The sequence below is a fragment of the Pseudomonas sp. C7.1 genome (assembly GCF_056312395.1).
The window spans coordinates 3,871,152-3,892,370 of sequence record NZ_JBWDTL010000003.1; the positions used below are offsets into that span (position 1 = coordinate 3,871,152).

Annotated in this window: 19 protein-coding genes; 9 read left to right on the plus strand and 10 right to left on the minus strand. The window is 63.4% G+C overall.

All coding sequences use genetic code 11. The features are described 5' to 3' along the window. The first annotated feature begins 492 nt into the window (after nt 1-492). The 6 genes from nirB (at nt 493) to AC0T4W_RS21510 (ending at nt 7,155) form a co-directional block, all read left to right on the plus strand. Complete coding sequence (gene nirB, locus AC0T4W_RS21485; RefSeq protein WP_476322595.1) at nt 493-3,048, plus strand: nitrite reductase large subunit NirB; 2,556 nt, start codon at nt 493-495, stop codon at nt 3,046-3,048. Beyond that, nucleotides 3,048-3,425 (plus strand): nitrite reductase small subunit NirD, encoded by a 378-nt coding sequence (gene nirD, locus AC0T4W_RS21490; protein WP_476322598.1) that lies wholly within the window; start codon nt 3,048-3,050, stop codon nt 3,423-3,425. Before nirB ends, nirD begins: the two co-directional genes overlap by 1 nt. A 230-nt stretch (nt 3,426-3,655) precedes the next feature. Further along, entirely contained in the window at nt 3,656-4,402 is a 747-nt protein-coding gene (modA, locus tag AC0T4W_RS21495) for a molybdate ABC transporter substrate-binding protein (RefSeq protein ID WP_476322601.1), read from the plus strand. Between the two features lie 12 nt (nt 4,403-4,414). Continuing rightward, nucleotides 4,415-5,095 carry a molybdate ABC transporter permease subunit gene (modB, locus tag AC0T4W_RS21500; protein ID WP_476322604.1) on the plus strand — a complete coding sequence of 227 codons (681 nt, stop codon included), beginning with the start codon at nt 4,415-4,417 and terminating at the stop codon, nt 5,093-5,095. Beyond that, nucleotides 5,092-6,234, plus strand: coding sequence for a molybdenum ABC transporter ATP-binding protein (gene modC, locus AC0T4W_RS21505; RefSeq protein ID WP_476322607.1), 1,143 nt, complete (start codon nt 5,092-5,094; stop codon nt 6,232-6,234). Before modB ends, modC begins: the two co-directional genes overlap by 4 nt. Before the next feature lie 177 nt (nt 6,235-6,411). Beyond that, nucleotides 6,412-7,155, plus strand: coding sequence for a hypothetical protein (locus tag AC0T4W_RS21510; RefSeq protein WP_476322609.1), 744 nt, complete (start codon nt 6,412-6,414; stop codon nt 7,153-7,155). A 150-nt stretch (nt 7,156-7,305) separates the two neighbouring features. Here the strand turns inward: AC0T4W_RS21510 and AC0T4W_RS21515 are convergent, their stop codons facing one another. Beyond that, nucleotides 7,306-7,830 (minus strand): Mpo1 family 2-hydroxy fatty acid dioxygenase, encoded by a 525-nt coding sequence (locus tag AC0T4W_RS21515; protein WP_476322612.1) that lies wholly within the window; start codon nt 7,828-7,830, stop codon nt 7,306-7,308. 89 nt (nt 7,831-7,919) lie between these two features. Here AC0T4W_RS21515 and AC0T4W_RS21520 point away from each other — a divergent pair, with 89 nt between their 5' ends. Beyond that, the gene (locus tag AC0T4W_RS21520; protein ID WP_476322615.1) at nt 7,920-8,603 is read left to right on the plus strand and encodes a Crp/Fnr family transcriptional regulator; all 684 of its coding nucleotides are present in this window, start codon (nt 7,920-7,922) and stop codon (nt 8,601-8,603) included. Nucleotides 8,604-8,696: 93 nt separating this feature from the next. After that, on the plus strand, nt 8,697-10,715 hold the full coding sequence (locus AC0T4W_RS21525; protein ID WP_476322618.1) for an alkaline phosphatase D family protein: 2,019 nt from the start codon (nt 8,697-8,699) through the stop codon (nt 10,713-10,715). Here the strand turns inward: AC0T4W_RS21525 and AC0T4W_RS21530 are convergent. From AC0T4W_RS21530 to AC0T4W_RS21570, 9 genes are all read right to left on the minus strand, one after another. Then, nucleotides 10,691-11,029, minus strand: coding sequence for a DUF3325 domain-containing protein (locus AC0T4W_RS21530; protein ID WP_476322621.1), 339 nt, complete (start codon nt 11,027-11,029; stop codon nt 10,691-10,693). The two genes, AC0T4W_RS21525 and AC0T4W_RS21530, sit on opposite strands and share 25 nt — an antisense overlap. Next, on the minus strand, nt 11,022-12,617 hold the full coding sequence (locus tag AC0T4W_RS21535; protein WP_476322624.1) for a PepSY-associated TM helix domain-containing protein: 1,596 nt from the start codon (nt 12,615-12,617) through the stop codon (nt 11,022-11,024). Before AC0T4W_RS21535 ends, AC0T4W_RS21530 begins: the two co-directional genes overlap by 8 nt. Next, complete coding sequence (locus AC0T4W_RS21540; RefSeq protein ID WP_476322627.1) at nt 12,614-12,910, minus strand: hypothetical protein; 297 nt, start codon at nt 12,908-12,910, stop codon at nt 12,614-12,616. Before AC0T4W_RS21540 ends, AC0T4W_RS21535 begins: the two co-directional genes overlap by 4 nt. A 7-nt stretch (nt 12,911-12,917) precedes the next feature. Beyond that, on the minus strand, nt 12,918-15,380 hold the full coding sequence (locus AC0T4W_RS21545; RefSeq protein ID WP_476322630.1) for a TonB-dependent receptor: 2,463 nt from the start codon (nt 15,378-15,380) through the stop codon (nt 12,918-12,920). A 123-nt stretch (nt 15,381-15,503) separates the two neighbouring features. Then, on the minus strand, nt 15,504-16,529 hold the full coding sequence (locus AC0T4W_RS21550; RefSeq protein WP_476322633.1) for a FecR domain-containing protein: 1,026 nt from the start codon (nt 16,527-16,529) through the stop codon (nt 15,504-15,506). 8 nt (nt 16,530-16,537) lie between these two features. After that, the gene (locus AC0T4W_RS21555) at nt 16,538-17,047 is read right to left on the minus strand and encodes a sigma-70 family RNA polymerase sigma factor (protein ID WP_476322636.1); all 510 of its coding nucleotides are present in this window, start codon (nt 17,045-17,047) and stop codon (nt 16,538-16,540) included. A gap of 133 nt (nt 17,048-17,180) precedes the next feature. Next, on the minus strand, nt 17,181-18,494 hold the full coding sequence (locus tag AC0T4W_RS21560; protein WP_476322639.1) for an NAD(P)/FAD-dependent oxidoreductase: 1,314 nt from the start codon (nt 18,492-18,494) through the stop codon (nt 17,181-17,183). 83 nt (nt 18,495-18,577) lie between these two features. After that, the gene (locus tag AC0T4W_RS21565; protein WP_476322642.1) at nt 18,578-18,751 is read right to left on the minus strand and encodes a hypothetical protein; all 174 of its coding nucleotides are present in this window, start codon (nt 18,749-18,751) and stop codon (nt 18,578-18,580) included. Nucleotides 18,752-18,861: 110 nt separating this feature from the next. Then, complete coding sequence (locus AC0T4W_RS21570; protein ID WP_476322645.1) at nt 18,862-19,764, minus strand: LysR family transcriptional regulator; 903 nt, start codon at nt 19,762-19,764, stop codon at nt 18,862-18,864. Between the two features lie 82 nt (nt 19,765-19,846). Between AC0T4W_RS21570 and AC0T4W_RS21575 the strand changes: the two genes are divergently transcribed. After that, nucleotides 19,847-21,211 (plus strand): transaminase, encoded by a 1,365-nt coding sequence (locus AC0T4W_RS21575; RefSeq protein WP_476322647.1) that lies wholly within the window; start codon nt 19,847-19,849, stop codon nt 21,209-21,211. The last annotated feature ends 8 nt before the right edge of the window (nt 21,212-21,219 follow it).

The following is a 21,219-nucleotide window of genomic DNA, read 5'->3' on the forward strand; positions in this document are numbered from 1 at the left end:
GGAGCGGCACGGCGTCTTTGTCGTGGATTGGCAATCAGCGTTGATTACCTGGGTGGGTCTATAGCAAGGCACGCGCCAGGGTTTGTCAGGGCGGCTTGAATGCCCGCGCGGCAAGGCCTGGCGGGGTGTGTGCGGGGCTGCTGGCCGGATTTTGCGCGACTCATAATGGGGCGCAGGCTGTTCTGCTCGCCTCTTTTTGGGTCTTTATCGCGCCGGCTTCTGTTCCCTCAATCAGCGCCTGCAGCCCGTTGCTATGCGGGCTGCAGGCCACTGCGCGGAAACTGGCACAAGCGCTGCATGAGCCCTAGCGAGCCCGCAACAGCAGGGCCGCCCATTCGATCAATGGCGATCGTTAGCCTGCACAGGCAATGGGTAATTCAGGTGCCATTCGCAGGCACCGCACAGAACAGGCAAAGGCGCCTGAAACCGCAAGGTTTCAGGCGCTTTTTTATTGCCGCAGAAAAACCTGATGAGCTTCGGCCGGGAAATGCCATGAACAGCACAGATACCTCCACAGACCAGCAGCGGCTGATCATCATCGGCAACGGCATGGTCGGCCATCATTGCGTCGAGCAACTGATCGAGCGTGGCGCGCTGGCGCAGTACCGCGTGCATGTCTTCAGCGAAGAGCCGCTGCGCGCCTATGACCGCGTGCACCTCTCCGAGTATTTCACTGGCCGCGATGCCGAATCCCTGGCCCTCAGTGGCGCGGCGCTGTACCAGACGCCGGGTGTGAGCCTGCACCTGGGTGTGCCGGTGCTGGAGATCGACCGCGAACGCCGCGAAGTGATCACCGCCGCAGGCAGCTTCCCCTACGACCAGTTGGTGCTGGCCAGCGGCTCCTACCCGTTCGTGCCGCCGATTGAAGGCGCCGAAGGCGATTCGCGTCTGGTCTACCGCACTCTGGCCGACCTCGACACCATTCAGACCGCCGCCAAGAACGCGCGCCGGGGTGTGGTGGTTGGTGGTGGCCTGCTCGGCCTGGAAGCGGCCAACGCGCTGAAATCTCTGGGCCTGGAAGCCCATGTGGTGGAATTCGCCCCACGGCTGATGCCGGTGCAGCTGGATGACCACGGCGGCCTGGCGCTGAAGGCGCAGATCGAAGCCCTGGGCGTCAGCGTGCACCTGTCGCGCGGCACCCAGTCGATCACCCCAGGCAGCGAGTACCGCTACCGGATGAACTTCGCCGGAGAAGAATTCCTGGAGACCGACCTGATCGTGTTCTCCGCCGGCATCCGCCCGCAGGACGCCATCGCCAAGCAGTGCGGCCTGGAACTCGGCCCGCGCGGCGGCGTGGCTATCGACAGCCAGTGCCGCACCAGCGACCCGGCCATCTACGCCATCGGCGAATGCGCGGCGTGGAACGGCGGCATCTTCGGCCTGGTTGCGCCGGGCTACCAGATGGCCCGAAGCGTCGCCACCCAGCTCTGTGGCGAAGACAGCGAACCCTTTATGGGTGCGGACATGTCGACCAAGCTCAAGCTGCTCGGCGTCGACGTTGGCTCCATCGGCGATGCCCACGGCGCCACCGCTGGTTCGCGCAGCTACCGCTTTATCGATGAAGCCAACGCCAGCTACCGGCGCTTGGTCGTATCCGCCGACGGTAAACAGGCCATCGGCGCTGTGCTGGTCGGCGATAACAGCTACTACGACACCCTCCTGCAGTACGTGCAGAACGGCATCACGCTGCCGGCCGATCCGTCCTGCCTGATCCTGCCGCAAGGCGAAGGCGCGCCGGCGCTGGGTGCCGACGCCCTGCCGGACACCGCGACCATCTGCTCCTGTCACAACGTCAGCAAGGGCGCGATCTGCTCGTCCATTGATGCCGGCTGCGGCGACCTCGCCGGCCTCAAGGCCTGTACCAAGGCGGCCACCGGCTGCGGCGGCTGTTCGGCGTTGCTTAAACAGGTGTTCGAACACGAGCTGACCGCGCGCGGCGTGGTGGTCGACAAAAGCCTGTGCGAACACTTCGCCTACACCCGCCAGGAGCTGTACGGCATCGTTCGCGTGGAAGGCATCGAAACCTTCGAAACCCTGCTGGCCAAGCACGGCCGTGGCCATGTGGGTTGCGACATCTGCAAGCCGGCGGTGGGCTCAATCCTCGCCTCCTGCTGGAACCGCTCGATCACCGACCCCGCGCTGGTGCCGCTGCAGGACACCAACGACACCTTTATGGCCAACATGCAGAAGAACGGCACCTACTCGGTGGTGCCGCGTATTCCCGGTGGCGAAATCACCCCGGACGGCCTGCTGGCCATCGGCGCGGTGGCGAAGAAATACGACCTCTACACCAAGATCACCGGCGGCCAGCGCATCGACCTGTTTGGCGCACAGCTGCATGAGCTGCCGGGTATCTGGGCCGAGCTGATTGCCGCCGGCTTCGAAACCGGCCACGCCTATGGCAAGTCGCTGCGCACGGTGAAGAGCTGCGTGGGCAGCACCTGGTGCCGTTACGGCGTGCAGGACAGCGTGGCCATGGCGCTGCTGCTGGAGGACCGCTACAAGGGTCTGCGCTCGCCGCACAAGATCAAGTTCGCCGTCTCCGGCTGCACCCGCGAATGTGCCGAGGCGCAGAGCAAGGACGTTGGCGTGATCGCTACCGAGAACGGCTGGAACCTTTATGTGGCCGGTAACGGCGGCATGCGTCCACGCCATGCCGAGCTGTTCGCCACCGATCTGGATGACGAAACCCTGATCCGCTACATCGACCGCTTCCTGATGTTCTACGTGCGCACCGCCGACCGCCTGCAACGCACCTCGGTGTGGCGCGAGTCGCTGGAAGGCGGCCTGGATTACCTGAAAGAAGTGATCATCGACGACAGCCTCAATCTCGGCGCCGAACTGGAGGCGCAGATGCAGCTGGTGATCGACCGCTACGAATGTGAGTGGGCCAACGCCCTGAAGGACCCAGAGAAGCTCAAGCGCTTTCGCACCTTCGTCAACCAAAAGGGCGGTGACCCGGGTATCCAGTTTGTCGAGGAGCGCGGCCAGCGCCGCCCGATCAGCGCCGCCGAACTGCAACGTATTCCAGCCGAGGAGGTGGTCTGATGGGCCAGTCGAGCGCAACCGCAACAGTCGAACACACCAGCGTGCAGTGGCGCGCCGTATGCGGTCTTGAAGACCTAGTGGCCAACTCCGGCGTGGTCGCCTGGGTCGATGGCGCCCAGGTCGCGCTGTTCTACCTGCCAGGCCAGGCCAGTGGCAAGCAGCTGTTTGCCCTGGACAACCGCGACCCCAAGTCCGGTGCCAACGTTATTGGGCGAGGCATTGTCGGCAGTCTGGCAGGCGACCTGGTGATCGCTGCGCCGCTGTACAAACAGCACTACCGCCTGGAAGACGGCACCTGCCTGGAATACCCCGAGCAGCAGCTGCGCACCTGGCCGGTACGCTTGCAGGGTAACCGGGTGGAAATCGGCTTGAGCTAAGGCGCTGGGTGAACGGGGCTGAACAGGGCGCTACTTGAGTGTGAGTCAGTAATTGGCTTTATGCAGCTCAGCCCGCAGCGCTGCTGCCTGCGTAACAGGGTTGTCGATTATCTCGGCAACCCTGTTTTTGTTGCTGTGCCGAGTGGCTTATTGCGCAAATCGCTGTATCTCGTGGGATATAGCGAAGGTAGAGTAGCCGTTGTTCGTGGCCGCACACCCAGGAGTTATCCATGCACGCGCGTATCGCGGCGCTATTCGCCGCCCTAGTATTCAGCAGTCACTCCCTGGCTGAGCAGGTTCACGTCGCCGTGGCCGCCAACTTCACCGCGCCACTGCAGGCGATTGCCAGCGAGTTCGAGAAGGACAGCGGGCACAGCGTGGTCGCCTCCTTCGGCGCCACCGGGCAGCTGTATGCGCAGATTCAGCATGGCGCGCCATTCGAGCTGTTGCTCAGCGCCGATGTAAGCACCCCGGCCAAGCTCGACAGCGAAGGCCTGGGCGTCAGCGGCTCGCGCTTTACCTATGCGGTCGGCAGGCTGGTGCTGTGGTCGGCCACGCCGGGCTATCTGGATGGCAGCGACGCGGCACTCAAGGCCAATCAATTCAGGCATCTGGCGATTGCCGAGCCGCAAACCGCACCCTATGGTCTGGCGGCCACCCAGGTGCTGGGTAAGCTCGGTTTGACCGAGGCCGTGCAGGGCAAGCTGGTGACTGGGCAAAGCATCGCCAAGGCCTTGCACTTTATTGCCACCGGCAATGCCGAGCTGGGCTTTGTCGCGCTGTCGCAGGTGTATCAAAACGGCCAGCTCAGTAGCGGCTCGGCTTGGATCGTGCCGGCTGAGCTGCATACGCCGATCAGGCAGGATGCGTTGATCCTCAAGCAGGGCGAGCACAACCCAGCTGCTGCGGCTTTTATGGATTACCTAAAGGGTGAAAAAGCGGCGGCGATTATCAAGTCCTATGGCTACAGGCTGTAGAGGGACGCAGCCATGCCACTGACTAAAGCCGATCTCGCCGCCGTTCTGCTGACCCTGGAGCTGGCATCGCTGACCACCCTGTTGCTGCTGCTGATCGGTACGCCGATTGCCTGGTGGCTGGCGCGCACTGATTCGCGCTGGAAGCAGCCGATTGGCGCCATCGTCGCGCTGCCGCTGGTGTTGCCGCCGACGGTGATCGGCTTCTACCTGCTGGTGAGCATGGGCCCGCACGGCTTTATCGGCCAACTGACCCAGAGCCTCGGCCTTGGCACCCTGACGTTTACCTTTACCGGGCTGGTGATCGGTTCGGTGTTCTATTCCCTGCCCTTTGTCGTGCAGCCGCTGCAGAACGCCTTCGAGGCAATTGGCCGTGCCCCGCTGGAGGCGGCGGCGACGCTGCGCGCCGGGCCGTGGGATGCGTTCTTTACGGTGGTGTTGCCGCTGGCCAAACCGGGCTTCGTTACGGCGGCGATTCTTGGTTTCGCCCATACCGTGGGCGAGTTTGGTGTGGTGTTGATGATTGGCGGCAATATCCCCGGCCAGACTCAGGTGGCTTCGGTGCAGATCTACAACCATGTGGAAACCATGGAGTACGCCCAGGCCCACTGGCTGGCAGGTGGCATGCTGCTGTTCTCCTTTATCGTGCTGCTGGCCCTCTATTCCGGGCGTAGCCGCACGCGGGTGTGGCAATGATCTGGCCATTGGCGCGGCGCAATCCGGCGATTCGCACAGTCGCTGGACTGGGCGAAATCCACGCGCGCTTCAAGGTCGAGCATGCCGACTTCACCCTGGATGTTGAGCTGAACCTGCCCGGTCGTGGTGTCAGCGCGCTGTTCGGCCATTCCGGCTCGGGCAAGACCAGCTGCCTGCGCTGCTTTGCTGGGCTGGATCAGCCGCGCGCAGGTTATCTGCAGGTTAACGGCGAGCTGTGGCAGGACAGCGCCCAGGGCATTTTCGTCCCAGCCCATCAACGCGCCGTGGGTTATGTGTTTCAGAGTGCCAACCTGTTTGCCCACCTCACCGTGCGGCGCAATCTGCAGTACGGCTTGAAGCGCATCCCCGCAGCGCAGCGGCGGATTGCCCTGGAACAGGCGGTCGAGCTGCTGGGCATTGAGCACCTGCTGGAACGCTTGCCGGGCAAGCTGTCTGGCGGTGAGCAGCAACGCGTTGGCATTGCCCGCGCTCTGCTGACCAGCCCGCGCCTGCTGCTGCTGGATGAGCCGCTGGCATCCCTCGATCTCAAGCGCAAGCAGGAGGTGCTGCCCTATCTGGAGCGCCTGCATCAGGAGCTGGAGATTCCGATTGTTTACGTCAGCCATTCGCCGGATGAGGTGGCGCGCCTGGCCGATCACCTGGTGCTGCTGGAAGACGGTAAGGTCAGCGCCAGTGGCCCGCTAAAGGAAACCCTACTGCGCGCCGACTTGCCGTTTGTCTTTGAGGACGATGCCGAAGCGGTGGTCGATGGCGTGGTCACCGCCCATGACCATGCCTACGGGCTGCTCTACCTGCAATTGCCGGATAGCCAGATCAACCTGCGCTTGCCTCACGGGCCGCTGCCGCAGGGTCAGTCGGTGCGGATCAAGATCAAGGCCCGCGATGTCAGCCTGAGCTTGCAGCAGGCCGAGGACAGCAGCGTGCTCAACCTGTTGCCGGCACGGGTGCTGGACTGGATCAACGTCGCCGAGCAGGCCCATGTGCTGGTGCGCGTGCAGGTGGGTGGCGAGCAACTGATCGCGCGTATCACCCGCTACTCCTTCGACCGCCTGCAGATCCAGCGCGAGCAGCTGCTGTGGGCACAGGTCAAGTCGGTGTCACTGCTGAGTGCTGGCTGAGGCTGGCGTGAGCAGATTGCACGGCCTACCAAGCTGGCCGAATCGACGTATCTTTCCGACGAAATCACTCTTTAGGCTGCTTTTATCCCGAATTCAGTGCAGTACCCTGTGCGCGCGCTTGTATTAAGCTGACCTCGTTCAGCACTGCTCACAAAAATAATAAGGAGCACCCCACGTATGCGTTCTACAACGCTGTGTCGCCCGCTATTGCTCGCAGTTATCGGGCTGTTGGCTGGCCTCTCGCCGCTGACCTTTGCTCAGGCCGTAACCCCTCAGGAGCAGGTGCAGGTGCAGGCCAGCCGGGTTACCAGCAGCCTGATGCTGTTACGCGGTGAGGGTTTCCAAAAGAAACACCAGGACGCCCTGGAAACCGATCTGCAGGCCCTGGCCGCAGCGGTGCAGAGCCTGCCGCAAAACAGCGATGCCCTGCGCAGCGCCCATCAGGAGCTGGTGGTGCAGATTCGCCGTGGCGTAGCCTTCGGCCCAAGCGAAGATGATATGCCCTGGCGCTACCCCGAGGACCTCAGCAAAGCACTGCTTGGCGTGCTTGAAGAAACCCGCAGGCTGGCCGGCCCGGATGACAGCGAGCTGTCCGCCAAGCTCGAATACCTCTCGGTGCAGTACCTCAGCCGCGCCTACTTCGGCAATTTCGAAACCGCCCGCGAGCAGCCCGACACCTACCTAGGCCAGGACGAACGCAAGATCGTGCCGTCGGTGGATGCGCAGCTGGCCGTGCTGGACGGTAAGGCCGACCCGCAAGTCGGCAAGCTGAAAATCCGCTGGGATTACCTCAAGGCCGCGCTGGTCGACCTCAACAGCCAGAGCAGCGCCCTGCAAAGCGCCTCGGGCCGGCCATTTGCGCCGATCACCGTGTATCGCCATACACGGTCACTGACCACGCAATGGATGGCGATGTACTAGGTTCGTCTACGATCTGCTGCGCGTCGGCGATAGGGATATAACCAGGTAGGCGGCCGTTTTGTAGCCCGGATGCAATCCGGGAAATTTGGGCGAGCCGCATAACTCTTCCCGGATTGCATCCGGGCTACGGACTAACAGATCTTGGTTGCCTCAGGCCGTGGCTTTCTTCTCGCGAATACAGGTCGGGCCGGCACGTTCAGCGACGGCCTGTTCGACCTCTTTGCGCAGGCCCAGTAGGAAGGCCGCTTCGGCGGCGACGAACAATGGACCGATCACCAGGCCCATCACATCATCGACAAATGCCGGTTTGCGCCCTTCGTAGTAATGGCCGACAAACTGGATGATCCAGCCGATCACGAACAGGCCGATGCCGCTACTGAGCCACACCGCCGTCGATTGCACAGCCAGGCCCGCAGCCGCCCACAAACTGAGCGCCAGCAGCAGCGCCATCAGTAGGCCGAAACGCAGGTCCAGGCGCAGGTAGAAGATCCCCGCAGCCAGCGCCACCAGCAGCGCTGGGGACAGCCACAGGCCGAGCAGCTCAAAGCCGGGGCGTGACAGCAGCACGGCGACTGCCACAACGATCAGTGGAATACCGATAAAGTGGCTGAGAATATTGCGTGGGTCGCGGTGATAGGCCGCGTATTGGGCCAGATGATCAACCAGAGTTTTCATTATTATTTTCCTTATGCAAGACAGGTGGCCAGCATGAACCCCCGCCCGCGCAGCGCTCTGTCAGCTAGCCGACAAATAGGCTGCCGTCGATGAACAGCGCTCACAGCTATCAGGCGCGCCTGCGTCAGGGTCACTGGTTTAGCGCCCTGCCCGCTGCCCTGCAGGAGGCGCTGCTGGCCGCTGCTCAGGTACAACAGCTGGCGGCCGGCCAGGTGCTGTTTCGCCGGGGCGACAAACCTTGCGGCCTGTATGCGGTGGTCGAGGGCGGCATGCGCATCGGTGCGGTCAGCGCCACCGGCAAGGAAGCGCTACTGACCCTGGTCGAGCCGCCTTACTGGTTTGGCGAGATTTCCCTGTTTGACGGCCAACCGCGCACCCACGATGCCTTTGCCGAAGGTCCCGCCACTCTGCTGTTGGTGCCACAGGCGCGCCTGCTGGCGCTGCTCGAACAGCAGCCGCAGTACTGGCGCGACATCGCCCTGCTGATGAGCCACAAACTGCGCCTGGCCTTTATCGCCCTGGAAGAGATGAGCCTGCTGCCCGCCGCCCCACGACTGGCCCGGCGCCTGCTGCTAATTGTCGAGAACTACGGCGAAGGCGAGCCGCGCCGCGTGCTGCACCTGCCCCAGGAACAGCTGGCGCTGATGCTGGCGATCTCCCGGCAAACCACCAACCAGATCCTCAAGGAGCTGGAAAGCCTGGGCATCCTGCGCCTGACTTATGGCGAGATCGAACTCCTTGATCTGCCGCGCCTGCGCCAGGCGGCGCAGTAAGCTAAACCGGCCCGCCAGGCTGCAAAGAATGAACCGGTGGCGCAGAATGGCGCTCTATTGCCGACCTGCATGCCACCAGAGCCCGATGTCCTGATGCCGATAACCGCTGTTACACCCACTGCCGACCCCACTGACCTGCCCCTGGTACTGGCCGGCCCGCTGCTGCGCCGCATGGAAGCGCAGCGCTTGGTGCTCTGGCTGGTCGGCAGTCAACCACTCACGCTGAGCCTGCAGCTTACGCACAGCGAAGCTGCAGGCCCGCAGCGCCTCCCGCTAGCTGATGACAGCTGCCAGGTGATTCAGGTCGGCGAGCAGGCATTTATCCACCTGATCGACCTGAAGCTGGAGGCGCCGCTGCCCTGCGATGTGCAGATCGACTACGACCTGCTGATCGAACAACCCGGCCAGGCCGCGCTGGGTATCGCCGATTGGGCGCCGCATCTGCTGTACGACGGTGCGACCCAGGCCAACTTTGTTCTGCGCGCGCAGCTGGATCATCTGCTGCACGGTTCCTGCCGCAAGCCGCATTACCCGGCTGCCGATGGTCTGCTCTGCGCTGACCGCCTGCTGGCCGACGCGCATGCCCCCGAACAGCGCCCGGCGTTGCTGCTGATGAGCGGCGACCAGATCTACGCCGATGACGTCAGCGGGCCGATGTTGCGGGCGATTCACCAGGTGATCGAACGCCTGGGCCTGTTCGGCGAACATCTGGAAGGCGCGGTAGTCGATGACAGCACCGCGCTGTACCAGCACCCGGCCAGCTACTACCAGCGCGCCGAGTTGCTGCCAGCGCTGAAAAACAACGACACCCTGCGCGAGCGGTTTTTCGGCGGGGTGGAGAAGCCGGTGTTCACCACCAGCAGCGCCGACAACCATCTGGTCACCTGCGCCGAAGTGCTGGCCATGTACCTGCTCGTCTGGTCGCCGGTACCCTGGACGTTGCTGGATGCGGAAATGCCCGCGCTGAGCGCCGAGGAAGTGCCGCGCTACCAGGCCGAGCGTGGGCGTATCGAGGCGTTTCGTAATGGCCTGGGCCAGGTCGCCCGCGCCCTCGCCCACCTGCCGACGCTGATGATCTTCGATGACCACGACATCACCGATGACTGGAACCTCTCCGCCCAGTGGGAGGAAACCGCCTACGGCCACCCGTTTTCCAAGCGCATCATCGGCAATGCGCTGATCGCCTACCTGCTGTGCCAGGGCTGGGGCAACAACCCGGATGTGTTCGCCAAGCCCCTGCAGATGATCCGTGCGATGACCGAGGGCCGTGATGCCGCCAACCATATGCACAGCCCGCCGCAGGACGCGCTGATCGATGCGCTGCTGTGCTTTCACCAGTGGCAGTTCGTGCTGCCGACCACGCCAACGTTGGTGGTTCTGGACACCCGTACCCGGCGCTGGCGCAGCGAGCGCAACCTCAAGCGGCCATCCGGTCTGCTGGACTGGGAAGCGCTGTGCGAGTTTCAGCAGGCGCTGCTCGATCAGCCGTCGGCGATCATCGTGTCCCCCGCACCGATGTTCGGCGTCAAGCTGATCGAGGCCATCCAGAAAGTCTTCAGCTGGGCCGGTCATCCGTTGATGGTCGATGCGGAAAACTGGATGGCGCACCGTGGCGCGGCAAAAGTGATGCTGAATATCTTCCGCCACTCGCGTACGCCGGGTAACTACACGATTCTCTCCGGCGACGTGCATTATTCGTTTGTCTACGAGGTGCTGATCCGCCAGCGCAAACGCGGGCCGCAAGTCTGGCAAATCACCAGCAGTGGCCTGAAAAACGAATTCCCGCCGCGCCTGCTCGACTGGTTCGACCGCCTCAACCGCTGGCTTTACGCGCCCTGGTCGCCGCTTAACTGGCTGACCAAGCGTCGGCGCATGCAAGTCACGCCGCGCATTCCTTCGCGCAGCAAGGCCGGCGAGCGCCTGTGGAACGGCGCAGGGCTGGGCCAGGTATTCTTCAACGAGCAAGGCCAGCCGAACGCGATCTACCAGCTGAATGCCGATGGCTCGGAGGCGGTGGCCTTTGTTGATGACCGCGATAAGGCGCCGGACACGGCGTCAGGCAATTCGCCCGCAAGCAGCACGGCTATTCAGTCGGCTGACCGTTCCGCCTGATGCCGGGCTGGCCAGAGCAGGGCCAGCCATTGCGCGCGCCAGCTTAAGGTCAGTGCGACGATCAGCGTGGCGACGCCGAGCAGCATCAGCCACAGCAGGATGGCCATGGCCGGCGAATCCCCCGCCAGGCTACAGATCAATGACAGCCCGAGCATCAGGCTGGCGCCGCTGCGCAGAGCGACTTGCCGCGCCGCCGTCTGTTGCACGCCGTGATGCACCTGACGCCAGTGGTTGGGCAAGGCCAGGGCGAGCCAGGCACAGCCCAGCACCGCCAGCAACAGGGCCAACAGCGAGTACAGGGTGGCGTCAGACACGGGCGGCCTCCAGAGCGTGTTCTTGCGGTATATGTCGACGCAGTTTGTACGCGGCCATCAGCCCAAGGGCTGCCGCAGCGAGCAGGCACAGGTCCGTGCCTGCTACCGGACCGTTGCCATTGCGCAGGGTGGCCAGCAGGTGGTCACCGGTGGTTAGCCAGTTGGCGATTACGGCCAGTACCGCCAGCAGCGCAATCGCCGTGCACTGCTCGCGCCAGGCGTGCAGGTAACCGAGACGTGAGTCCTGCAGCACGCGCATTACGGCATGGGCAGTAGCGAGCAGCCAGAGGGCATAGAAACTCAGCACTTCGACGCGGGCGCGGCCCAGGCCGAACAGTTGCTCCTGCATGGGCAGCCAGCGGTTGGCTAGCAGGAACGCCAGGGTGGCGAGAATCACCCCGCACACGCCGGCAATGCTCAGGGCATCCAGCAGCGATACACCGAGATGGCCTTGGCGCTGCTGCTTTTTACGGCGGGCCTGGGTCCAGAAGAACAGCCCGGTGGCGATCACCACACAGCCGCCCAGCCCGCCGAGGAAGTACAGCCAGCGCAGGGCATTGTGGCGGAACTGGATGTAATGCAGGCCGGCGATGAAGTTCCAGGTATTCACCGTGGTCGAGGCCTGAAAGCGGCCCATCACGTCACCGCTGACGCTGGCAAAGCGGAAGTTGTCGATGTCCTTGGTCACGCTGCTGTGGCTGGTGCGGCGCAGCAGCACATTGCCGTTGGCATCCTTGGGGTTGTTGACCCGCAGCAGGTACACCGAGCCCGGCCCCCAGTGCTGTTCAGCCTGGGCCACCATGGGTTCCAGCGGCGCCAGCTCACCCGGCTCTTTGGCGGCCCGCAGGCGGATACGCTCGAGTGCTTCGCCGAGGAAGGCGCGTTCGGCGCTGACGCCCGTTTTTACCTGCTCGCGGTAAGTCTGCTGCGGCGCGTCGGGGTAGTAGATGGCGAACGCGATGATCAGCCCCGACAGGGTGATCAGCAGGTGGAACGGCAGCAGCGCCACACCGACCACGTTATGCACATCCAGGGTGCTGCGGCCGAAGGCGCGGTGCAGGCGCAGGGTGAAAAACTCGCTGAACAGCTTGCGATGGATCACTACGCCGGACACCAACAGGCAGAGCATGGCCATGCCGGCAATCCCTACCAGCCAGGCACCGATGTTTTTGTAGCGCAGCGTCAGGTTGTGGTGGAAGGGGTAGATAAAGCCACTGGCGCCCAGGGTCAACGGCTTGGCCAGCGGCTCAAGAGTGATCGGGTGGAACAGGTCGCGGCTGCTCTTGCGCGATTCCTCGCTGCCATAGCTGAGGGTTAGAAACGGCGTGCGTTCCAGGGGCAGGATAATGGTCCAGACCGGTGAGTTGGCTGCGCGTTGTTCCAGCAGCGGGCGAATGTCGCGGTCCAGCGACGGCCGCTGCATGCTGTCATCCCAGTGCAGGCGAGTGCTGGGCATCATCCAGCGGTCGATTTCCTTGTCAAACACCGACAGGCTGCCGGTCCAGAATATGGCGAACAGCAAGGTGCCAAGCACCACGCCGGCCCAGGTGTGCAGCTCGCCCATGCGGCTTCTAAATCCTGTTTTCATGCTTGCCCCTGCATCAGCAGTGGCGTGCCCCAGGCCAGCAAACTCATGCCGCCGAGCAACAGCCAGGCGTTACGCCGGCGCTCGCGGGAAAAAGCCCAGAGCAGCAACACCAGCAGGTAAATAAAGCCGAGCATGATCGCCAGCATCACCGCATCGCCTTGGCGCATGCCGGCCCACCAGGCTAACAGGCCGCTTAGACCGACCAGTTGCGCACTGGCGAAGTAGGCCAGCGCGCACAGGCCGACAACGTGGCTGGCCGTCGCGGTGGGTTGGATAACATCGCGCAGGTGCATGGCGGCCTCACTCAAAACGGTAGCTGGTGGTGAACTGCAGCGAACGCGGTTCGCCCGGCAGGATGCCCAGGTCATTGGTGGCTGACTCGTAGTAGGTTTTGTTGGCCAGGTTGCGGGCGTTGAGGGCAAATGCCCACGGCCCGCGCTCATGGAACAGCCCAGCATCCAGTACGGTGTAGGCTGGCAGGGTCACAGCGTTGGTGGTTGAGGCGAAGGAATCCGCCTGGTGGCGTACACCGAGGCCGGCGCGCCAGCCGTTACCCAGTTCCTTGACGCCCCACAGCGTGGCGCTAAAGCGTGGGGCGTTGGCCGCCCGTTTGCCTTCCAACGGGGTGGCCGGCTGCGTCGGGGTGATCGCCGGTGCGGTGGTGTTATTGGATTGGGTCACTCGCGCATCCAGGTAGGTGATCCCGCCCTGCAGGCTCAGACCGTGGCCGAGATCGCCGAGCGCAGAAAGCTCGACGCCTTCAGCGGTGATTTCACCGACATACAACGATGGGCCAGTAGGGTCACTGGGATCACGGGTTGGTACGTTTTCCTTGATGATTTGGAACAGGCTCAGGCCCAGCTCCAGGGCGCCGTCGTTCAGGCGCAGCTTGCTGCCCAGTTCATAGCTGGTGGTGATCTCCGGCGGCTGAATTGCACTGCGGGGATCGATCATCCCGGTGGCGCTGCCAGGCTGGTAGGAGCGTGAGGCGGACAGGTAGTAGGACGACCAGTCATTGGGCTGATAGACCAGGCCGGCGCGCGGGCTGCGGTAATCATCTTCCCGGCTGTAATCACTGCCCACGCGGTTGTCGAAGTCGCGCTCCAGCTGGTCTTCGCGCAGCCCCAGCAGCATCACCCAGTGCTCGTTGAAACGCATCAGGTCCTGGATGTAGTAACCGGCGGTATGGGTCTCGTAGATGCCATCGCGGCGCACTGAGGCGGCGCTGTAGGGCACGGTCTTGAGCCGTGGGTTATACACAGACAGGTTGTAGGCCGCCGGCAGGTCGCCACCGCGTGACAGGGTGTCGCGCTCTTCGATGGCGTATTCGGCGCCGACCATCAGCTCGTGCCGAATGCCGAGCCAATCGACCTGCTTGCTCAGCTCCAGCTTGTTGGCCAGGTCGGTCTGCTGGCTGTCGAAGTTGCTGCGCGACAGGCGCACGGTGGGCGTGGCGGTGTTGAGCAGCAGGCGGCTGATGGTGGTCTGGTTGCGCTCCATGTCCAGGGTGCGATAACTCAGGGTGTTGCGCAGTTGCAGGCTGTCGCTCAGGTCCATCTTGAGGTCGGCCTGGAAGGTGCTGTCGGCGCTGGTGCCGCTGTCGTTGTCGCCGGGGTTGGCCGAGCCGTAATAGGTCGAGCGCGAAACGTCGGCTGGCTTGCCGTTGATGCCGGGAATACCGGCGTCGAACACCCGCTCATCCGCCAGGTGCTGGGCGCGTAGGTCGAGGGTTATGTCATCGTTGAAGCGCAGGGTGGACGCCAGCGCCAGGCCGTTTTTCTTGTACCAGACCTCATCGCGATACGAGTTGCCTTCGTCGGCCATGGCATTGATACGCACCTGCACCGCTTCGTTCAGCGGTTGGTTGACATCGAGGGTCAGGCGCCGGGCATCGTAGGAACCCAGGCTGGCGGCCAGGTCAGTCTGCGCGAGCGGCTGTGGCCGTTTGCTCACCAGGTTGATCAAACCGCCGGCCGAGCCACGGCCGTAGAGCACGCCGCTGGGGCCTTTGACCACTTCGACCTGCTCCAGGTTGAAGGTATCGCGGAAGGTATTGCCGCCATCGCGCATACCATCGACATAGGTATCAGAAATGGCCGAGAAGCCACGGATCACGAACTGCTCGCGAATGCCTTCGCCGGTGCTGCTGGTCACGCCTGGGGTGTAGGCCAGGGCTTCTTTGATTGAGCGCGCGCCGCGATCACGCAGCACCGCTGCCGGCACTGCATCAACCGTCTGCGGCACATCCAGCGAGTTGGCATCGGAGCGGGTGGCGCTGCTCACCGGCACGCTGCTCTGGTAACGGCTGGCCTTGCCGGAAATGGTCATGGCGGGCAGCTCGGTGCGCGCCGCTGCGTCGCGATTGTGCTCTGGCACCGGCCGTAGCACATAACCGCCGTCTTGCACCTGTTCGGCTTGCAAGCCGGTGCCGGCCAGCAGCGCCGCCAGTGCCTCGGGCGCTGTGAAATGGCCCTGAATGCCTGGGGTCACCTTGTTGGCAGTCTGCTCGGCGGTAAAGCTGAGCAGCAGGTTGGCGCTGCTCGACAGGCTGCGCAGCGCTGGTGCCAATGGCCCGGCGGCAATCGTGAACGCTTGGTGTGCCTGCTGCTGGGCTGGCGCTGTTGCTGCGGCCAGGGCCACGCCTGGCCATTGTTGGAGGGCCAGGCTGCAGGTCAGCGCCAGCAGCAGACGAGCACTTGGCAGGCCTGGGGTTTTGCGCGCGGCGCGCCGGTTGGCAGCGGCGGGGCTGTTTGGGTGGTGCATAGAGGCTCCTGACACAGAAAGCAAAATGAGGGTTTGCTGTGTAGGTGTCGCGAGAATCGCAATCGGTCAGTACGCCGCTAAATTATTTTTCTGCAACTGTTCGGTCGCGTCTGGCGGGCGGAATCAGCTGGCCTTTTCGATCAGCACCCAATAGCGGCTGCGTGAGCGAACTCGCACCGGCAAGACGCTGGGCAGGGTGGCGAGAATTCGCTGGCTGTCGTGCACAGGGAACACCCCAGACAAGCGCAACCCAGCCACCGCCGGGTCGCAGCGCAGCACGCCCGGACGGTAGCGCGCGAGTTCGGCGATAAAGTCGCCCAGGGCTAACTCGTCGGCAATGATTTGCCCATGGGTCCAGGCTAGGTCTGCGTCGCTCAGAGCACGCAGCGGGTCGATATGACTCGGGCTGAAAACCGCCCGCTGGCCTGCCAGCAGCACCTGAGTACGGTGACTTCTGGCGGGCTGGATCTGCACGGCACTCTCCTGCACGGCCACTTGGGTGTGACCGTCGTCCTGGCGCACGCTGAAGCGGGTGCCCAGTGCGCGGATGCGCCCATGTGCGGTGTGTACTTCCAGCGGGCGCGGATCGACGGGCTGCATGCCTTGGGCCGTTGCTGTGATGAGCATGATCTCGCCGGCGCGCAGATGCAGCAGGCGGGTGTGTGCGTCGAACTGTAGATCGACCGCTGTGGCCGTGTTTAGGGTCAGCCGGCTGCCGTCGCTCAGTGTCACAGTGCGTTGCTCACCAGTGCCGGTGCGATGGTCGGCCAACTGCTCCTGCCAGGTGCTGGTGCGACTGGCTAGCAGCCCGGAGCCGGCCAGTAGCCCTCCCCAAAACAACGACCGCAGCAGGTTGCGGCGGCTATTGGGGTCGTGCGCTCTGGCGTAGGGCGAGAGTGTTTGGTAGGTACTCTTGGCGGGCAGAGTCTTGAGCCTTCCGGTCATGGTCTCTATATGGCACCAAGCGCGCTCATGTTCCGGGTTGGCGGCCCGCCAGGCCCGCCAAGCCAGTTGCTCCTGCTCGGTGCATTCGCCGGACATCAGCATAGTCAGCCATTCCACCGCCTGATCGGCTACCACTTCGCAGATCGCCGGGCCATCAAGCTGAGGTTGTACGTGGTTGCCCAGATAAATGTCGCTCTGTCGCATGGCCGTGCTCAACCGGCCAGCGCGAACAGGTACTGCTTGTTCGCGCGCATCAGGTATTGCTTCACCGAACTGCTGGAAACGCCCAGGCGCTCGGCAATCTCGGCGTAACTGAGTTCTTCCAGGTGAGCGAGCAGGAAGGCTTCCTTGACCCGGCTAGGCAAGCCGTCGAGAGCGCAGTCGATCTGGCGCAGGGTTTCTAACGCCTGCAGCTGTTCTTCCGGTGGAGGAGAAACCTCTGCCGGCAGGCTGGCGAGCATCTTGAAGTAAGCGTCTTCCAGGCGTTGGCGGCGATGACGATGGGCGATCAACCTGCGGGCGATGGTCGCCAGAAACGGCCGTGGCTCGCGGATCTCATGAGCCTTGCCGGAATGGATAACGCTGACGAAGGTGTCCTGGGCCAGGTCTGCCGCAGTAAAGGCATCGCTCAGCTTGCGCCGCAGCCAGCTTTCCAGCCAGCCATGGTGCTGGCGATAGAGGGTGTCGAGGTCTTTGGACAGGTCAAAATCAGAGGCGGGCACAGTGAGCTCCGGTCAGCCGGATGGCTACGCAGGCGCACATGATAATTATTATTAAAAACTCAATGCTGCCGGTGCCTTTGAGCTCCGGCAGCTGATCAGCGGGCTGTACTCATGCGTCAGCGCAACAGCAGCCTCAACGCAGCTTTTCCAGCATCTGGTAGTACCACATGCCGGCGGCCAGCATCGGGTTGCCGAACACATCCCCCAGCGGCACCTTGATATGTGTGCAGGCGGCGAAAGTGTCGTAGTGGCCCAGCGTGCCGGTCAATGCGTTGGCCATGATCTCGCCCATGATATGGGTGGTGGCAATGCCGTGGCCGGAGTAGCCCTGGCAGTACCAGACATTGTCCGAGAGTTTGCCCAGCTGCGGAATGCGGTTGATCACGATGCCCATGGCGCAGCTCCACTGGAAGTCGATATCGACGCCCTTGAGCTGCGGGAAGGTCTGTTCGATGCCGGGGCGCAGTTCCGCCGCAATGTCCCGCGAATCGCGCCCGGAGTAGTTGCAGCCGCCACCGAATAGCAGGCGGCCGTCGGCGGTCATGCGGTAGTAATCGAGGACGAAGCGGCAGTCGTACACGGCCAGATCCTGCGGATTGATTTCCTTCGCCAGCTCACCCAGCGGCGCGGTGGTGACGATGCCGCCCATGGCCGGGAAGATCATGCCCTTGAGCTTTTTCGGCTCCAGCTTGTGGTACACGTCGCCGGCCAACAGCACCTGCTTGGCGTTGATCCGCCCTTGGGCGGTCACCACTGCTGGCGTTGCGCCGTGGATGATTTCCAGCACCTCGGAATGTTCGAAAATCAACGCGCCCAGGCTGGCGGCGGCCTTGGCCTCGCCGATGCACAGGTTCAGCGGATGCAGGTGCATATTGCGGGTGTTCTTTAGCGCGCCGTTGTACAGGTCGCTGGCCAGATGGCTGCGCACGCCATCGCGGTCGAGCAGGGTCACATCAGCGCCCATGCCACGGCGCTGCGCTTCGGCGTAGGTGGCCTGCAGTTCCTGCATATGCACCGGCTTCATCGCCGCGTGCAGATGGCCGTGCTTGAGGTCGCACTGGATGCCGTACTTCTCCACGCGTTGCTTGATGATGGCGTGGCCGCGCCAGCGCAGGTGCCAGATAAAGTCTTCAACCTCCTCGCCCAAGATGTTGCGCATCTGCTTGGTCATCGCCGCATCGCCCGACAGGCTGCCGGTGACCTGGCCGCCGTTGCGCCCGGTGGCCCCCCAGCCGATCTTGTTGGCTTCGACTATGGCGACTTTCAGGCCGCGCTCGGCCAGCTCCACGGCAGACGCCACGCCGGTAAAACCGCCACCGATGATCACCACATCGACGCTGACCTCGCCTTGCAGGGTCGGGTAGTCGGTTTCTTCATTGAGGGTGGCGCTGTAGTAGGACGGGCAGCGCTCGGCGGCGGGCGTGACGAGTTTGATGGCGGCGTTCATAAGCAGCTTCCTGGGTACGACTAGCGGGGCGTGAGCGCACAGGGCTCAGCGTCGGCAACCAGCGCTGCTGGCTGCAAGGCAATTCAGAGGGTGACGCGCAAGGCATCTGGCGGGCGCGCGTGACGGCAATGCCACAGGGCCCAGAAGGCGAGGATTTCGGGTAATAACGGATTGAGTCGATCCAGGCCAAAACGCTTCTCGGCCTTGCACAGGCAGAAGCGGAAGACGCGGCGCAGGTCGGCTATCGGTTCACTCATGCCGGCAGACTCGCACGCCGGCGACTGTTGGTTAAATTGTGTTTTTCACATATTCAGATTGCATCTGGCTAAACAATCATGACCCGAGCCGACTTATGGTTGATGGCGAATCAGCGTGTCAGCTGCAATTCCAGGGGCAGGCGTTGGCCGAGAAAATCAAACAGCGCACGCAGCCCGTGGCGCTGGCTCTGGTCTTCATGCATCGCCAGCCACACCTCCAGCTCAAAACTGAACAGCTCGACTGGCAGGGCCACAAGTTCGGGCTCACGCGTTGCCAGGCTGGTATGGCAAAGGCCGATTCCCACGCCTGCGCGCAGCGCTGCCAGGCGTGCCATGGCGCAGTCGGAGCGGAACATCAGGGCCTCAATCGGCAGTGGAAAACCCTTGGCCTGCCACTGCGCATGCAGGTTCAGATGACGGTCGTAGCCAATCAGCCGGTGGGTGGCTAATGCTTCGCGGCTGAGCGGCATGCCGTGTTGTGTCAGGTAATCGCGATGCGCATACAGGCTGACCCGACTGCTTCCCAGACCTCGTGCCAGTAAGGCACTTTGTTGTGGCCGGAGCATGCGCACGGCCAGGTCGGCTTCGCGGCGCAGCAGGTCTTCGTTGTGCTCGGCAATCGACAGCTCCAGGCGCAGCGTCGGGTGATTGGCCTGGAACTCCGCCAGCAGCGGCGTCAGCACCTCCACGCCAATCACCTCGGGCACCGTGATGCGCAGGATGCCGGCTTCACCCTCATCCAACGCGCTGCGCTGGATGGCCGCCACGGCACTGGCCATCGCCACCACCGACTCATGCAAGCGCAATGCGGCCTCGGTCGACACCAGGCCCTCGGGCGAGCGAGTAAACAGCTTGGTGCCCAGCTGCTGCTCCAGGCGCGCAATCTGGCGGCTTACCGTTGGCTGTGTGGTCAACAGGCGGCGAGCGGCAGCGCTGAGGCTGCCGCATTCCTGCACCGCGAGAAAGTAGCGGTACAGGTCCCAATCTGCCGAGGTGTCCGTCGATTTATGCATAGCCATTCCACGTTGCTGAGCGTTCCCGCGTGAGGCGGCGCTCACTAAGGTGGGCAGATTACCAGCCTGCGGAATCTGCACCATGTCCTCTTATGCGCCATTCCCCTTCGACCGTTCTCGTCTGGCAGCTTTGCGCGCCCGCGAAGAGGCGTGCTTCGCACAACGCACGCCGGGTTCCCAGGCCTTGCGCGCAGAAACCCGTCAGTTCATGCCACAGGGCGTACCGATGGCCTGGATGATTTCGCTCAACCGCTTCAGCCCGCCTTTTATTCGCTCGGCCAGCGGCGCGGTGTTTACCGATGTGGATGGCAACGATTACCTGGATTTCAACGTCGCCGACCTGAGTATGACCATGGGCTACGGCCCGGCCCCCATCGTCGAGGCGGTAAGCCGTCAGGTTCGCCAGGGCGCGCAGTTTCTGCTGCCCACCGAAGACGCGGTGGTGGTCGGTCGCCTGTTGGCCGAACAGGTCGGCCTGCCCTGTTGGCAATTCACCCTGTCTGCTTCCGGGGCGAATGTTGAGGTCATGCGTATCGCCCGGCATATAACCGGGCGCGAGAAAATCGTCATCTTCGACGGCCATTACCACGGCCATATCGACGAAACCATGGTCAGCCAAAGCGAACAGGGCGTGGTGCATCAGCAGCTGGGCCTGGCCAAGGGCAGTGCAGCCAACACCCTGATTCTGCCGTTCAATGATCTGGATGCGCTGGAGCAGGTGTTGGCAAAAGGTGACGTAGCCCTGGTGCTGACGGAGCCGGCGCTGACCAACTGCACCCTGGTGCAACCCGCCCCCGGCTACCTGGAGGGCGTGCGCCGCCTGACCCAGCAATACGGCAGCCTGCTGTGCCTGGATGAAGCGCATACCTTTCAGTTCGCCCATGGCGGCTTGACCGGTGCCTGGGGCTTGCAGCCCGATTTCGTGGTGCTCGGCAAGGGGCTGGGTTCGGGTATTGCGTTTGCCCTGTACGGCATGAGTGCAGAGATTGCCCGCCATCTGGAACGCTTTACCGACAGTGATATCGGCCCGCCTGGCTTGGCCACCGGCGGCACCCTGTATGCCTCCGCCCTCGCGGTGAGCGTCGCCCGCGCCAGCCTGGAGCAGGTGCTGACGGCGGCCAATTACCAGCGCATCGAACAACTCGGCCGTCGCCTGGCCGAAGGCCTGCGTTTGGCTTTTGCGACCTATGACCTGCCCTGGCAAGCATTTCAGCTCGGCCCGCGCTCGGGCTTCTGCCTGACGGCCGAACTGCCGCGCAACGGTGCCGAGGCCAACCTGTCGATGGACGCCGAATTCATCGACTGCCGGCGCTTGTTTATGGCCAATCGTGGTATCTGGGATGGCATTCTTTCCGCCGGTCCGCAGGTATCCTTTGCCCACACCGAGGGCGATATCGACCGCTATGTTGAAGTCGCCAGCACCTTTCTCGCCGAACTTTTTGCCTGAGCCATTCA

Bases quoted from the DNA above. Each gene is read 5' to 3' on its own strand.
- AC0T4W_RS21570 (WP_476322645.1), bottom strand. From the start codon at position 19,764: ATGCATAAATCGACGGACACCTCGGCAGATTGGGACCTGTACCGCTAC.
- modC (WP_476322607.1), top strand. From the start codon at position 5,092: ATGATCTGGCCATTGGCGCGGCGCAATCCGGCGATTCGCACAGTCGCT.
- modA (WP_476322601.1), top strand. From the start codon at position 3,656: ATGCACGCGCGTATCGCGGCGCTATTCGCCGCCCTAGTATTCAGCAGT.
- AC0T4W_RS21565 (WP_476322642.1), bottom strand. From the start codon at position 18,751: ATGAGTGAACCGATAGCCGACCTGCGCCGCGTCTTCCGCTTCTGCCTG.
- AC0T4W_RS21540 (WP_476322627.1), bottom strand. From the start codon at position 12,910: ATGCACCTGCGCGATGTTATCCAACCCACCGCGACGGCCAGCCACGTT.
- AC0T4W_RS21510 (WP_476322609.1), top strand. From the start codon at position 6,412: ATGCGTTCTACAACGCTGTGTCGCCCGCTATTGCTCGCAGTTATCGGG.
- AC0T4W_RS21560 (WP_476322639.1), bottom strand. From the start codon at position 18,494: ATGAACGCCGCCATCAAACTCGTCACGCCCGCCGCCGAGCGCTGCCCG.
- AC0T4W_RS21515 (WP_476322612.1), bottom strand. From the start codon at position 7,830: ATGAAAACTCTGGTTGATCATCTGGCCCAATACGCGGCCTATCACCGC.
- AC0T4W_RS21535 (WP_476322624.1), bottom strand. From the start codon at position 12,617: ATGAAAACAGGATTTAGAAGCCGCATGGGCGAGCTGCACACCTGGGCC.
- nirD (WP_476322598.1), top strand. From the start codon at position 3,048: ATGGGCCAGTCGAGCGCAACCGCAACAGTCGAACACACCAGCGTGCAG.
- modB (WP_476322604.1), top strand. From the start codon at position 4,415: ATGCCACTGACTAAAGCCGATCTCGCCGCCGTTCTGCTGACCCTGGAG.
- AC0T4W_RS21525 (WP_476322618.1), top strand. From the start codon at position 8,697: ATGCCGATAACCGCTGTTACACCCACTGCCGACCCCACTGACCTGCCC.
- AC0T4W_RS21575 (WP_476322647.1), top strand. From the start codon at position 19,847: ATGTCCTCTTATGCGCCATTCCCCTTCGACCGTTCTCGTCTGGCAGCT.
- AC0T4W_RS21520 (WP_476322615.1), top strand. From the start codon at position 7,920: ATGAACAGCGCTCACAGCTATCAGGCGCGCCTGCGTCAGGGTCACTGG.
- nirB (WP_476322595.1), top strand. From the start codon at position 493: ATGAACAGCACAGATACCTCCACAGACCAGCAGCGGCTGATCATCATC.
- AC0T4W_RS21545 (WP_476322630.1), bottom strand. From the start codon at position 15,380: ATGCACCACCCAAACAGCCCCGCCGCTGCCAACCGGCGCGCCGCGCGC.
- AC0T4W_RS21550 (WP_476322633.1), bottom strand. From the start codon at position 16,529: ATGCGACAGAGCGACATTTATCTGGGCAACCACGTACAACCTCAGCTT.